Below are 13,738 nucleotides of genomic sequence, written 5' to 3'. Positions count from 1 at the left end.
GTCAAAAACGGTCGGAGGCTCTGGAGAATGATGAACTACGAAGATGCAAAATTACGCGGTCAAGCTGTAGCAATTCTATACCAAATCGGAGCTATAAAGTTCGGAAAACATATTCTCGCTAGCGGAGAAGAAACTCCTCTGTATGTAGATATGCGTCTTGTGATCTCCTCTCCAGAAGTTCTCCAGACAGTGGCAACTCTTATTTGGCGCCTCCGCCCCTCATTCAATAGTAGCTTACTCTGCGGAGTCCCTTATACTGCTCTAACCCTAGCAACCTCGATCTCTTTAAAATATAACATCCCTATGGTATTGCGAAGGAAGGAATTACAGAATGTAGACCCCTCGGACGCTATTAAAGTAGAAGGGTTATTTACTCCAGGACAAACTTGTTTAGTCATCAATGATATGGTTTCCTCAGGAAAATCTATAATAGAGACAGCAGTCGCACTGGAAGAAAATGGTCTGGTAGTTCGTGAAGCATTGGTATTCTTAGATCGTAGAAAAGAAGCGTGTCAACCACTTGGTCCACAGGGAATAAAAGTCAGTTCGGTATTTACTGTACCCACTCTGATAAAAGCTTTGATCGCTTATGGGAAGCTAAGCAGTGGTGATCTAACCCTGGCAAACAAAATTTCCGAAATTCTAGAAATTGAATCTTAATTTCTAGAACCTATTTATTAAAAAGAATTTAATTATTTAACAAAATTTATTTGTTTTGTTGTGTTGGCCTTTTTATTTGTTTCTAATTTAAAATTAAATTAGAACAGGCGAATACAAATGATAGAAAACGATTTTCCGGAGGCCTCAAATTTTGAGAGCTCTCATTTTTATCGAGATAAGGTTGGAGTAATTATCTTGTGTGGAGGGGAGGGCAAAAGGTTATCTCCTCTAACTAATTGTCGCTGTAAGCCTACCGTATCTTTTGGAGGACGGTATAAGCTGATCGATATTCCAATATCTCATGCAATTAGTGCAGGTTTTTCAAAAATTTTTGTTATAGGTCAGTACCTTACCTACACTCTACAACAGCATTTATTTAAGACGTATTTTTATCATGGAGTTTTGCAGGATCAGATACATCTTCTTGCTCCTGAAGCACGTCAGGGTGACCAAATCTGGTATCAGGGTACCGCAGATGCAATTCGAAAAAACTTACTTTATTTCGAAGATACAGAAATCGAATACTTTTTAATCTTATCAGGAGACCAGCTCTACAATATGGATTTTAGATCTATTGTAGATACAGCCATACGAACTCATGTAGATATGGTTCTTGTTGCCCAGCCTATCCCAGAAAAAGATGCCTATAGAATGGGAGTCTTAGATATTGATTCTGAAGGAAAACTCATCGATTTCTATGAAAAACCTCAAGAAAAAGAAGTACTCAAGCGTTTTCAGCTTTCTTCTGAAGATCGCCGTATTCATAAGTTAACCGAAGATTCAGGAGACTTTCTTGGATCAATGGGCATCTACTTATTCCGAAGAGACAGTTTGTTTTCTTTGCTTCGCGAAGAAGAAGGAAACGATTTTGGAAAGCATCTCATCCAAGCTCAGATGAAGCGGGGACAAGTACAAACTCTCCTTTATAATGGGTATTGGGCCGACATCGGAACTATAGAATCTTATTATGAAGCAAATATAGCGTTAACTCAAAAGCCTCATGCAGAGAAAAGAGGACTGAATTGTTATGATGATAACGGAATGATCTATAGTAAAAATCATCATCTTCCTGGAGCAATCATTACGGATTCTATGATCTCAAGTTCTTTATTATGTGAGGGTTGTGTTATTAATACGAGTCATGTATCTCGGAGTGTCTTAGGGATTCGTAGTAAGATTGGAGAGAACTCTGTAGTCGATCAGTCTATAATTATGGGCAATGCTCGGTACGGATCTCCATCCATGCCATCTTTAGGAATTGGGAAAGACTGTGAGATTCGTAAAGCGATTATAGATGAGAATTGTTGTATTGGAAACGGTGTCAAACTACAGAATCTCAAGGGCTATATTAAATATGATTCTCCTGATAAAAAGCTATTTGTGAGAGATAATATTATCATTGTTCCTCAAGGCACGCACATTCCTGACAACTATATCTTCTAGGGCAAAGTGTAGCTCCCAAGGTCAGTCGTGACGCTCTAGAGATAGGAACTTCAGAGACATTTGCTTTTTATGGTTAGAGTTCCTACAGTAGACGGCAATTGCGTTTTTACACTGGCTCCCTTCAAATGCATATTTATGGTTTGGCAGATTTGCATCTAGCCTTAGGCGTCCCTGAAAAAACTATGGAAGTTTTTGGAGACCCCTGGATAGGATACCATCAGAAAATTTGCTCTGAATGGCAAGCTGTTGTCCATCCAGAGGATATTGTTCTCCTCCCAGGAGATATTTCTTGGGCTATGAACCTCTCAGAGGCTCATAAAGATTTCGCCTTTATTGGGGATCTCCCAGGAACGAAGTATATGATTCGTGGAAATCATGATTACTGGAGTTCTGCTTCAACAAGTAAAATTCTACAAGCACTTCCTCCCTCTCTATACTATTTGAATCAAGGGTTTGCTCTGTTAACACCCCATCTTGCTGTTGTAGGAGTGCGACTGTGGGATAGTCCTACAATATGTGTGAAGAAGGAGAATTTCCTTACTCCTTCTACTCAGGAACAATCTTATACAGAACAGGATGAAAAGATTTTTCTCCGAGAGTTGGGCCGTTTAAAGAGAGCTTTTGCTGCCCTTCCTAAAGAAGTCACTGAGGTGATTGTGATGACACACTACCCCCCAATCAGCAGTGACGGTACTCCAGGACCTATTTCGGAATTCTTAGAAGCTGATGGAAGAGTCTCTCTATGCCTATTTGGTCATATTCATAAAGTGCAACGCCCTATAGATGGATTCGGTAATATCCGAGGGATCCACTACATACTAGTGGCTGCTGATTACGTAAACTTTGTTCCTCAAGAGGTGATGTGAGAATTTTAGCAGGTAAGTACAAAGGGAAATCCTTAAAAACATTTTCTAATCCACATATCCGACCTACTTCAGGTTTAGTGAAAGAAGCGTTTTTCAGTATCTGTAGGGAAGATATAGAAGGGGCTGCTTTTTTAGATCTTTTTGCCGGGATGGGAGCGATAGGTTTTGAAGCCCTAAGTCGTGGAGCTGCTTCTGTCGTATTCGTGGACATCTCTATAAAAGCAATACAATTAATACACACAAATAGTGCTTTACTCGGAGAACAACTTCCTGTCGTCATCTTTAGACAAGATGCTCAATCGGCAATTCAAAGACTTATCAAACAAAAGAGATCCTTTGATCTAATCTATATAGATCCTCCTTACGAACTTTGTAATTGTTACGTAGAAACCCTTTTACAGAAGATTGTTTCGGGAAACATCCTGAATCCTGAAGGGACTCTATTCCTAGAGAATGCCTCCGATGAAGAGATTGCTTGTGAAGGTTTGACCCTAAGGCGAAGAAGAAAACTTGGGAAAACATATCTTGCTGAGTATATTGTGGAAAAGGACCCTTAAGACTGAGGAAATATCGAATAGTCCTTCTTAATATCAGAAAGTACTGATTTTCAATGTGATAATTTTTTTATATGTTTCTATTTTTTCAGATATTTATACGAATCCCTCTTCTTTAAAATTAGGCTTTATAGCGCGCTGGATAAAAATTTCTTATCTAGAATATGATGCAAAAAGAGGCAGAACAGCGAGGCACAGCTAAACGTGAAGATAAAATTTTCTTGGAAGGTAAATTTTTTAATATGTTTACTGGCTGTGGGACTGATCTTTTTCGGGTGCTCTCGAGTAAAAAGAGAAGTTCTCGTAGGTCGTGATGCCACCTGGTTTCCAAAACAATTCGGCATTTATACATCCGATACCAACGCATTTTTAAACGATCTTGTTTCTGAGATTAACTATAAAGAGAATCTAAATATTAATATTGTAAATCAAGATTGGGTGCATCTCTTTGAGAATTTAGATGATAAAAAGACCCAAGGAGCATTTACATCTGTATTGCCTACTCTTGAGATGCTCGAACACTATCAATTTTCTGATCCCATTTTACTCACAGGTCCTGTCCTTGTCGTCGCTCAAGACTCTCCTTACCAATCTATAGAGGATCTTAAAGGTCGTCTTATTGGAGTGTATAAGTTTGACTCTTCAGTTCTTGTAGCTCAAAATATCCCTGACGCTGTGATTAGCCTCTACCAACATGTTCCAATAGCATTGGAAGCCTTAACATCGAATTGTTACGACGCTCTTCTAGCTCCTGTAATTGAAGTGACCGCGCTAATAGAAACAGCATATAAAGGAAGACTGAAAATTATTTCAAAACCCTTAAACGCAGATGGTTTGCGGCTTGCAATACTGAAAGGGACAAACGGAGATTTGCTTGAAGGGTTTAACGCAGGACTTGTGAAAACACGACGCTCAGGAAAATACGATGCTATAAAACAGCGGTATCGTCTTCCCTAAAATCTTATCGAATCCCTGTGTGTTTTTTCCCGCTCTTTATTAACTCCTCGGCAACTACTGTAGAGTTTTCTTTCACGATATCTACCAAAGTCGATACCCAAAGAGGGGAGCTATAAATCGCTGGGATTCGTAATGCCCGATATCCTCGAGAACGTAGCAGAGGCAGGTAGTCCCTTTCTATTTCATATAAAGTTTCCAAGTGATCAGAAATGAAGCCAAAAGGCACAACAATGACATTAGGCTTATCCGTATCTATGTTTTGACATAGTTGCGCAGTGGACGGGGAGAGCCATTTTCCAGGACCAAACTTCGATTGGAAGCAAAGAAAATTCTCAGATTGCTTGAAGTTTGTCGTAATTGCTGAAAATGATTCATAACATTGCTTGCTATAGGGATCTCCTTGAGAGATATAGCGTACAGGAAGTCCATGTACAGAAAATAAGAAGCAGCACTCTTTTTCTAAGATTCCTAACTTCTGAAGGAAATCCCGAATGTGGCAGGTAATGAGAGAGACAAATTTAGAATCACTCCCAAATTGGGGAATCCAAGAAATGGGGATTTCTGGCACGTGCTTCATAAAGAAACGTACAATGCTTCCCGTAACAGAATAGGTGAAGTGAGGGAATAAAGGGATACCTATCACGTGACGCGTATGTAGAGTACGCAAAGCAAGCAACGTCTTTTCATGTGTGCTGGGTAGATAGCGGTGAAATGGAATTACAGGCGCTCGTAAGATTTCAGAGAGTGTTTTTGCAAGAGTTTCGGTGTCAAAATAAATAGGAGACCAATTTTGCAAAGATTGATATTGAGGGAGAACTTTCGGAACACGTTTTTTAGCGATGAAAGTAAAGAGATGCCTATGCAGTACTCTGGGAAGGAAAGTGCCCGTAACATCTCTATCAGTAAGTAGAGAAATCAGAAATTCTTGAAGGTCTTTAGCATGACGAGGTCCTCCAAAATTAGCTAGTAGATAGGCTGGAGTTGTCACGGTGACTTTCTTTGCTAAAAATAGGGAGACCAAACATTGCATTAAAACAATTAATCTCATAATTTTCCATTAGAATTAACAAAGTAGGACTCAGGATTTATGAAACCTTTAGGTTTTCAGGAGAATTTAGAAGCTTTATGTAATAAAACAAGTCGTCAGTTACTTAAGTATTTAATTAAGCAGATCCTCTTTGTTTGTGGAGCCTCTCTTCTCATCGCTCTTGAGTTCAGTTTTTTTCTATATTTCTTTCTATTCTCAGGGAAAACAGTCATTCCAGCATTCTGTCTTGCGTGTTTTTTTCTTACATTGTTTGTTTGCCTTGTCACACGGCTCTATCTTCTTTCGGGGAAAGGTGATTTTTTTGAGGATCTCGCTTCAGAGTATCTTCAAGGTGCTGTTCCTCCCAATAAACGCTCCCAGAACATTGTAGAAGAGCAATCGCATTTAGCGGCAGCAGCTACTAAATTATCTATAAATCTTCAGAATCAAGAATACTCTCTTCTTTCTGAGATATTCAAATTCTTGCCCAAGCATGATCTCATTAGGAAATTTAGTTGTTTTTGTTTTTGGAAAGATTACTTTCTTTTTCGTGAATGTTTACTCCAAAAAGCGATCGAAGCTTATATCAAAGTGGTTCAAGCCATCCCTGTAGATCTTAGTGCGCATGTCTCTTTAGCAGATGCGTATGTAGCTCTTTCTGGTCTTTACGCAGATCCAAGGAAATACCCAGAGTTTGATGCTAATTATTGGATCCCTTCGGGTAGATATAGCGCTGAGATTCAAGAAAAGTTTTTTGCAACGGCGCGAAGAGCTATTGAAGAGTTCCAAATTTTAAATGAGTATGCTCCAGGTAACGCTTGGGTACACGCACAACTCGCTTATAGCTATCATGACTTGCAAATGCCTATGGAAGAAATCCAAGAGTATGAAATTGTCCTAAAATTAAAACCTAATGATGTAGAAACGATGTCAAAGTTAGGAATACTTTATTTTCAGCAAGGTATGAATGCTAAAGGTCTAAGAATTTACGAAGAGATAAAAAAAAGAGATTATAAAAAATCTCAAAAACTTATTAAATTTTATGGTGTTGAATATAAATACTAATTTTTTAGCAATTTCCTAGAATACATGCCGACGATATCATTAATTCAATGGACGAAATAACACCTAATTATCCTCTTTTAAGGCAAGACAGTCTGTGGAATAGAGTCAGGGTTTCTTGGCGTGCGGATTTGTCTGTAAGTTCTCGTTACGAAATTGCTAGTGCTATAGCAATTCTAGGCTTATTAGTTGCCTTTTGTGCTTCTGCTGCGGTAAGTATTATATTTACTGCGAACCCTCTTGCTCAGGTATTTATAGATGGCTGTTTGGCTTTAGGGCTTTTACCTATCCCATTGGTTATAGGTCTACTAATCATAGGAATTATAGTTTTACTCTATGGTATTTACTTGTTTCCTCAACAACGCGAGTAATAACACTATCCATTTGTTTTTATACTTTTTATTTGCAGATTATTTTTCTTTTTTTATATAGTGCCTGGAAACCTTTACGTCAGCCTTTATTTTGTCATAGGTTACTGATTATTTGGCCAATCTCAGGTTTGAGCTGTCGTATTTTAAATAAGGAGAATAAAAATGAAAAAATTAATGTTAGCCCTTCTTTTAGCTCTTGTGCTTCCTGTTGCAGGTTCTGCTTTTGGATACGAATCTTGTTCAGCACCACAAGACGAAGCTCAAGGTTCTGAAGATGAAGGACGAGACGAATCTTCAGATAGCGACACTCAAACTGAAAAAGATGAAGAAGGCGGTTCTGAAGAGAATACTGCTGAATAGTTTTTAGTTTTTAAAAGACAAACAAGAGGGTGAAAGCCCTCTATTTGTCTTTTTCCCCCATGAGTTGACAAGTTATTTCCATACTCACAACTCTCTTATATTAAAATTTTGGAGATTGTTTTTGTTCTATGTAGCGACAAATAATTTCTAAAAGAGTCTTTGCTCCTTATCCCTCTCTTCTGAAATTTCTTGACCCATTCATAGTCCAAAGCATAACATGGTTACATGAAGATTAAAAAATCTTTTCAATACAGTTTATGCCAAGCAAAGAGATTTCAGAACATGCTGCCAAACCACTTTGATCCATGTTTGCAGCCAGTGAATTTACAACTCAAACAAGACAGATTGGCATACGGGGAGCTCATCATATTGCTATCTAAATATCAACAAAAGACCTTTTCCTCTTTGTTGAAGGAAGAAACATGTTCTCTTAATCGTGCGAAGCAGCACTTATTGTATAAGATTTTGAGAGATTTTAATACTATGCAGCATCTAAGGTCCCTCGGATTAAATGGTTGGGGAGAGATCCCTATGAGTCCTTGCCTCTAAAAGCGGAGGGAGAGTGGTCACATGTATAAAAGATGTGTGCTAGATAAAATTTTAAAGGGGATTGTCGCCGGTTCTTTAATTTTGTTATACTGGTCCTCAGACCTACTTGAAAGAGACATTAAGTCGATAAAAGGTAACGTAAGAGATATTCAAGAAGACATTCGTGAAATCTCACGCGTAGTGAAACAACAGCAGACATCACAAGCTATCCCTGCGGCACCTGGGGTGATGCTCGCTCCTAAGCTCGTCAGAGACGAAGCTTTTGCTCTACTCTTTGGAGATCCTAGTTATCCTAATTTACTTTCCCTAGACCCCTATAAACAGCAGACTCTTCCTGAACTTCTAGGAACAAATTTCCACCCTCATGGTATCCTACGCACTGCCCATGTCGGAAAACCCGAAAATCTGAGCCCTTTTAATGGCTTTGATTATGTCGTGGGCTTTTACGATCTCTGTATTCCTAGTTTAGCTTCTCCCCACGTAGGGAAATACGAAGAATTTTCTCCAGATCTCGCTGTGAAAATAGAAGAACATCTTGTTGAAGATGGTTCTGGGGATAAAGAGTTTCACATCTATCTGAGGCCGAATGTTTTTTGGCGTCCTATAGATCCTAAGGCCCTTCCAAAACACGTTCAGTTAGACGAAGTATTTCAACGTCCTCATCCTGTGACAGCTCATGATATTAAGTTTTTCTACGACGCTGTTATGAACCCTTATGTAGCAACCATGCGAGCAGTGGCTCTGCGCTCTTGTTATGAAGATGTGGTTTCTGTCTCAGTAGAAAACGATTTAAAATTAGTAGTCAGATGGAAAGCACACACGGTAATCAATGAAGAAGGAAAGGAAGAGCGCAAAGTGCTCTACTCTGCATTTTCTAATACCTTAAGCTTGCAGCCCCTCCCTAGATTTGTATATCAGTATTTTGCTAACGGGGAAAAAATCATTGAAGATGAGAATATCGATACCTACCGAACCAATTCCATTTGGGCGCAAAACTTCACTATGCATTGGGCAAACAACTATATTGTAAGTTGTGGAGCCTACTACTTTGCAGGGATGGATGATGAGAAAATCGTGTTTTCTAGAAATCCTGACTTCTATGATCCTCTTGCGGCTCTTATTGACAAGCGTTTCGTCTATTTTAAGGAAAGCACAGACTCCCTATTCCAAGATTTTAAGACAGGGAAAATAGACATCTCTTACCTTCCACCCAACCAAAGAGATAATTTCTATAGTTTTATGAAAAGCTCCGCTTATAACAAACAGGTAGCTAAGGGAGGAGCCGTCCGTGAAACAGTCTCAGCAGATCGAGCATATACGTACATAGGATGGAATTGCTTTTCATTATTTTTCCAAAGCCGACAGGTGCGCTGTGCTATGAACATGGCAATCGATAGAGAGAGGATTATCGAACAGTGCTTGGATGGCCAAGGCTATACGATTAGTGGGCCTTTTGCTTCGAGTTCTCCTTCTTATAATAAACAGATCGAAGGGTGGCATTATTCTCCAGAAGAAGCAGCTCGTCTCCTGGAAGAAGAGGGATGGATAGATACCGATGGCGATGGAATCCGAGAAAAAGTTATCGATGGTGTGACTGTCCCGTTCCGTTTCCGTTTATGCTATTATGTAAAGAGTGTCACCGCTCATACCATTGCAGATTACGTAGCTACTGCTTGTAAGGAAATCGGAATCGAGTGTAGCCTTCTAGGACTAGATATGGCCGATCTTTCGCAAGCTTTTGATGAAAAGAATTTCGATGCTCTTTTAATGGGATGGTGTTTAGGAATTCCTCCTGAGGATCCTAGGGCTTTATGGCATTCTGAAGGGGCTATGGAAAAGGGTTCAGCGAATGTTGTAGGTTTCCATAATGAAGAAGCTGATAAAATCATAGACAGACTCAGCTACGAATACGATCTGAAAGAACGTAATCGCCTGTACCACCGTTTCCATGAAATTATTCATGAGGAAGCTCCTTATGCTTTCTTGTTCTCACGACATTGTTCCTTACTTTATAAGGATTATGTAAAAAATATTTTCGTACCTACACATAGAACAGATTTAATTCCTGAAGCTCAGGATGAGACTGTCAACGTAACTATGGTATGGCTTGAGAAGAAGGAGGATCCGTGCTTAAGTACATCCTAAAACGTCTAGTTTTAATCCCCCTGACTTTATTTGCTATTGTCTCTATAAATTTTGTAATTTTAAATGCGGCTCCTGGAGATGTCTTGGAAGAAAAGTCTAGGGACGCTTTGGGAGAAGCTGGAAAATCCGATAAGATGCGCTCTTACAAGGGCCCGGACCGTTATTTGCAGTTTCGAGAGCATTATGGCCTCACGCTCCCCATTTTTTTTAACACTCGCCCTAAGATCACTCATAAGAAGATTCAGACTGCACTCCAAGAACTTGCAAATGCAAATAATACTACTCCAAGTGCGAAAAATGCTGCTAAGTCCTTAGTCTATTGGGGGGATTGTGCGAAGTTTGTTATGCCCGCATTGTTATTTGAAGCTGACGATGCTTCGCGAGATGATAAATATCGCCATATTGCTGCAGACTTGTTTATTCGTGGTGGCGTCCTCCAAGGATTTGTCGGCCCTAATCTTAGCCCAGAACAAAGAGCTCAAAATAAAGAGATCGCAGAAAGTAATGCTTTTTTAGTAAGACAGCTTAACGAAGAAGATCTCGATACTAAGGTGGAAGCTTTAAAAGGGTGGTTCCAAGATCATGGGGGAACAGAAGTTTTTTGCTATAGCTCTAAGCAGTTCTGGAAGACTTTTTTCTTAGAGACTCGCTTTGCTCGCTATATGTCCCGGGTGTTGCGGTTAGATTTTGGAACTTTACGAAATGACGCACATAAGACTGTAATTTCAGAAGTGATCAAGCGTTTACGTTGTTCTTTGGTCTTGTCAATTTTACCTATGATTGTAGGCTTTGTGTTATGCCAAATCTTTGGTATGATCATGGCATTGAAAAGAAACCGCTGGATAGATCACTCTCTAAATTTCATTTTCCTTATTCTATTTTCTATTCCTGTCTTTGTTGCGGTTCCCTGGATCTTAGATAACTTTGTTATTAATAAAACGATTCCATTTACCACAATTCCTATGCCTTACTCTGGGTTACGTTCGCCCCCAGAGGTTTTTAATGAGCTCAGTACTCTAGGACGTATCTTTGACTTGGTGTCGCATGGGTTTTTACCTTTCTGTGCAGTGAGTTACGGAGCTCTTGCCGCACAGTCACGATTAAGTCGTTCGATATTTTTAGAAGTATTAAGCCAAGATTTTATTTGTGCTGCTAAAGCTCGAGGATTGCGTTGGTTTGATATTCTATATAAGCACGTAGGGAAAAATGCTGCAGTCTCTATAGTGACCTCTCTAGCCTCTTCATTAGGAACGTTACTTGGAGGGGCGTTGGTTGTAGAAACCCTATTCAATATAGATGGCTTTGGGAACTTCTTCTATCAGGCAATTTTAAATCGAGATCACAATGTAGTTCTATTTTCTGTGCTTGTAGGATCGGCTCTATCTTTAGTGGGATATTTGCTCGGAGATATTTGCTACGTACTCTTAGATCCTCGAGTTCAGCTAGAGGGAAGGAGGATATAAATGCAGAAGCATCCTTCCTTTTATCAACGTTTTCTATCTGCTTACTATAAAAATTTATTAGCCTCTTTATCATGGAAATTTTTTATTTCTGTCGCTCTGATTGGCATCTACGCTCCTTTATTTGCGAGTAGTAAACCTTTACTAGTCACCTGGCATGGAGAGATCTTTTTTCCTTTACTGAGGTACTTGTTTTTCCCTGGGTATTACACTAAACCAGTGGATCTCTTTTTCAACGTTTTGATGGTCACGTTTCCCTTTTTCATACTTTCTTTTAAGTTGACTAGGGGGTGGTTACGTCGTTGGTTGTTAGGGCTGTGCATCATTTCTCAATGTATGATTTTTGCTTGGGCCTATAGTGGGAAAGTTCAAGATCCCGCGTTAGCTGAGAATTTAAAAAAAATGCGAGCTGAGAAGGTCCGAGAAAACATCAGTAAGGTGAATTCTGAGATGGTCATGCTGCTCCCCAAAGATACACGTACTTGGGAGATGGAACGGCGGTATATGAGTACGTATGAGCAGTTGGGGATTCTCATTAAGGCAAAGTATCGAAAGAAACAAGAGGCTTCTGTAAAGAAGTATCAGGTCGCTTTTGAAGAAAAACGGCAGTCTCCGATGCCAACATTGCGTCACTTAGAGATGAAAAATGAAGGCATTTGCCTTAAAAGATTACAGCAAAGAGTCGACAAGATGCAGCGTCCCTATGAGATGGCGCAGCAAGCTTGGAATCGTGCTACGGACAACTACCGACCGTTTCTGATGGCCTTGACAAGAATAGAGCATGAGCTCCGCCTCGCGGATTACAACAACTGGGGGCAACCTGAAGACCTTTGTATTGCTTATGCTAATGTAGAGAAACGAGCAGAGCCCTATAAAAAATCTTTGTTGGAGATTCGTCAGGTACTTGAAGACTATGCCAAGCTGCGCAGCGCGATCAGTTTCATTCAAGATAAGCGTTTGTGGATCGAGAAAGAGTCTGAAGATCTTCGCATTTTGATTAACCCCTTTTTCAGTAGTTTCCATTGGGAAGATGATGCTGGGGGATCTCGAGAAATGAACAAGTATGTTCCTTGGTGGCAGCTTAGCAGAGTCACTCGGAAAGATTTACTAGCGGCTTTAGTATTTGGCATTCGCATAGCTTTGGTAGTCGCAGGTATTGGGATTACGATAGCTTTAGCTATCGGGATTATGATCGGGTTGGTTTCTGGATATTTCGGTGGGACCGTGGATATGATTTTATCTCGGTTTACTGAAATTTGGGAGACCATGCCTGTGCTGTTTATCTTAATGCTGGTGATTTCCATAACACAGCAGAAATCTTTGCTATTGAACACAGTTTTGCTAGGCTGTTTTAGTTGGACAGGGTTTAGTAGGTATGTCCGTATTGAGGTGTTGAAACAGCGAGACCGAGGTTATGTTCTTGCTGCTACAAACTTAGGGTATAGCCACTATTATATTATGGTGCATCAGATCCTTCCCAATGCCATTGTCCCTGTGATCTCTTTAGTTCCGTTTGCTATGATGGCTATGATTAGCTGTGAGGCGGGGCTGACCTTTTTAGGTCTGGGGGAAGAGAGTTCCGCGTCTTGGGGAAATCTTATGAGGGAGGGTGTTACAGGATTCCCTGCAGAGAGTGCTGTTCTTTGGCCTCCAGCAATTATATTAACGATGTTGCTGATTGCGATCGCTCTGATAGGAGACGGAGTCCGTGATGCTTTAGATCCCCGTCTGCAAGACTCTTAAATCTATAGCTGGGGATTAGTAGCTATTCTCAAATTTCAATAAGATCTCGTGAATTACAGGCCCTAGGACGTAATTACGCTCTCCATGGCTTCCTACGACGCGATGACAGGGAAAGAACAGCAGAAACGGATTTTGTTTGCATGCGGCTCCTACAGTCCTGGGGTGCGTATCAGTTTTTTTTGCGATTTCAGCGTAGGTTTGCTGCTCTCCAAAGGGAATCTCTGCAACGCAGTTTAGGATTTCGAGATATTGTGAGGGGATGAGGTCTTTAGCAAAATGCGAGGAAAAAGGAGGATGTTCCTTGTTGGCATAGCGAGAACACCATAAAACAATTTCCTGCATGGCTTTGTGAGCTGCTGGTCCTAAAAAAAGACAAGAGAAGACAGGAGCTACTGAAAGATGTGTTTTAACAACTAGGTTATTATCAAAGTGAACGATAACCTGGAGTGGAGGATACTTAGCAATCAGTAAACCCTCAGAACACGCCTGCGAAAGCGAGTTCTTCATAAGTTTAGGAATGAGGGTGTCATCAGCCATTACC

Annotated in this window: 13 protein-coding genes; 11 read left to right on the top strand and 2 right to left on the bottom strand. The window is 40.1% G+C overall.

Annotated features, from left to right (window positions below):
• The first annotated feature begins 27 nt into the window (after positions 1-27).
• The 5 genes from CPB_RS03105 to CPB_RS03085 all read left to right on the top strand — a co-directional run bounded on the left by CPB_RS03105 (position 28) and on the right by CPB_RS03085 (position 4,480).
• A complete protein-coding gene (locus CPB_RS03105) occupies positions 28-660 on the top strand; it encodes an orotate phosphoribosyltransferase (RefSeq protein ID WP_010883246.1) in 633 nt (210 codons plus the stop codon).
• A 117-nt stretch (positions 661-777) separates the two neighbouring features.
• Positions 778-2,103: a glucose-1-phosphate adenylyltransferase gene (gene glgC / locus CPB_RS03100; protein WP_010883245.1), complete on the top strand. Its 1,326-nt coding sequence runs from the start codon at positions 778-780 to the stop codon at positions 2,101-2,103.
• 125 nt (positions 2,104-2,228) lie between these two features.
• Entirely contained in the window at positions 2,229-2,969 is a 741-nt protein-coding gene (locus CPB_RS03095; protein WP_010883244.1) for a metallophosphoesterase, read from the top strand.
• The gene (rsmD, locus tag CPB_RS03090) at positions 2,966-3,526 is read left to right on the top strand and encodes a 16S rRNA (guanine(966)-N(2))-methyltransferase RsmD (protein ID WP_010883243.1); all 561 of its coding nucleotides are present in this window, start codon (positions 2,966-2,968) and stop codon (positions 3,524-3,526) included. Before CPB_RS03095 ends, rsmD begins: the two co-directional genes overlap by 4 nt.
• Positions 3,527-3,733: 207 nt before the next feature.
• Positions 3,734-4,480, top strand: coding sequence for a transporter substrate-binding domain-containing protein (locus tag CPB_RS03085; protein ID WP_404987434.1), 747 nt, complete (start codon positions 3,734-3,736; stop codon positions 4,478-4,480).
• Between the two features lie 4 nt (positions 4,481-4,484).
• Here the strand turns inward: CPB_RS03085 and hemH are convergent, their stop codons facing one another.
• Positions 4,485-5,468, bottom strand: coding sequence for a ferrochelatase (gene hemH / locus CPB_RS03080; RefSeq protein WP_010883241.1), 984 nt, complete (start codon positions 5,466-5,468; stop codon positions 4,485-4,487).
• A gap of 99 nt (positions 5,469-5,567) precedes the next feature.
• Between hemH and CPB_RS03075 the strand changes: the two genes are divergently transcribed.
• The 6 genes from CPB_RS03075 (at position 5,568) to CPB_RS03045 (ending at position 13,197) form a co-directional block, all read left to right on the top strand.
• On the top strand, positions 5,568-6,572 hold the full coding sequence (locus CPB_RS03075) for a tetratricopeptide repeat protein (RefSeq protein ID WP_010883240.1): 1,005 nt from the start codon (positions 5,568-5,570) through the stop codon (positions 6,570-6,572).
• 47 nt (positions 6,573-6,619) lie between these two features.
• Positions 6,620-6,940, top strand: a complete 321-nt coding sequence (locus CPB_RS03070; RefSeq protein ID WP_010883239.1) for a hypothetical protein — start codon at positions 6,620-6,622, stop codon at positions 6,938-6,940.
• A 162-nt stretch (positions 6,941-7,102) separates the two neighbouring features.
• Positions 7,103-7,300, top strand: a complete 198-nt coding sequence (locus tag CPB_RS03065) for a hypothetical protein (RefSeq protein ID WP_010891974.1) — start codon at positions 7,103-7,105, stop codon at positions 7,298-7,300.
• A 585-nt stretch (positions 7,301-7,885) separates the two neighbouring features.
• The gene (locus CPB_RS03055; RefSeq protein ID WP_011126190.1) at positions 7,886-9,994 is read left to right on the top strand and encodes a peptide-binding protein; all 2,109 of its coding nucleotides are present in this window, start codon (positions 7,886-7,888) and stop codon (positions 9,992-9,994) included.
• Positions 9,976-11,457 (top strand): ABC transporter permease, encoded by a 1,482-nt coding sequence (locus CPB_RS03050; protein WP_010883236.1) that lies wholly within the window; start codon positions 9,976-9,978, stop codon positions 11,455-11,457. Before CPB_RS03055 ends, CPB_RS03050 begins: the two co-directional genes overlap by 19 nt.
• Positions 11,458-13,197 carry an ABC transporter permease subunit gene (locus CPB_RS03045; protein WP_010883235.1) on the top strand — a complete coding sequence of 580 codons (1,740 nt, stop codon included), beginning with the start codon at positions 11,458-11,460 and terminating at the stop codon, positions 13,195-13,197. It begins immediately after the preceding gene.
• A gap of 15 nt (positions 13,198-13,212) precedes the next feature.
• Here the strand turns inward: CPB_RS03045 and CPB_RS03040 are convergent, their stop codons facing one another.
• A complete protein-coding gene (locus CPB_RS03040) occupies positions 13,213-13,734 on the bottom strand; it encodes an MGMT family protein (protein WP_010883234.1) in 522 nt (173 codons plus the stop codon).
• Positions 13,735-13,738 lie beyond the last annotated feature (4 nt).

It is taken from the genome of Chlamydia pneumoniae TW-183, from assembly GCF_000007205.1.
Taxonomy (GTDB): Bacteria; Chlamydiota; Chlamydiia; order Chlamydiales; family Chlamydiaceae; genus Chlamydia; species Chlamydia pneumoniae.
This window is presented reverse-complemented; position numbering and strand designations above follow the sequence as displayed.

Excerpts from the sequence above, each read along its gene's own strand:
- CPB_RS03105 (WP_010883246.1), top strand. The coding sequence starts at position 28 with ATGATGAACTACGAAGATGCAAAATTACGCGGTCAAGCTGTAGCAATT.
- glgC (WP_010883245.1), top strand. The coding sequence starts at position 778 with ATGATAGAAAACGATTTTCCGGAGGCCTCAAATTTTGAGAGCTCTCAT.
- CPB_RS03095 (WP_010883244.1), top strand. The coding sequence starts at position 2,229 with ATGCATATTTATGGTTTGGCAGATTTGCATCTAGCCTTAGGCGTCCCT.
- CPB_RS03075 (WP_010883240.1), top strand. The coding sequence starts at position 5,568 with ATGAAACCTTTAGGTTTTCAGGAGAATTTAGAAGCTTTATGTAATAAA.
- CPB_RS03070 (WP_010883239.1), top strand. The coding sequence starts at position 6,620 with ATGGACGAAATAACACCTAATTATCCTCTTTTAAGGCAAGACAGTCTG.
- CPB_RS03065 (WP_010891974.1), top strand. The coding sequence starts at position 7,103 with ATGAAAAAATTAATGTTAGCCCTTCTTTTAGCTCTTGTGCTTCCTGTT.
- CPB_RS03045 (WP_010883235.1), top strand. The coding sequence starts at position 11,458 with ATGCAGAAGCATCCTTCCTTTTATCAACGTTTTCTATCTGCTTACTAT.
- CPB_RS03040 (WP_010883234.1), bottom strand. The coding sequence starts at position 13,734 with ATGGCTGATGACACCCTCATTCCTAAACTTATGAAGAACTCGCTTTCG.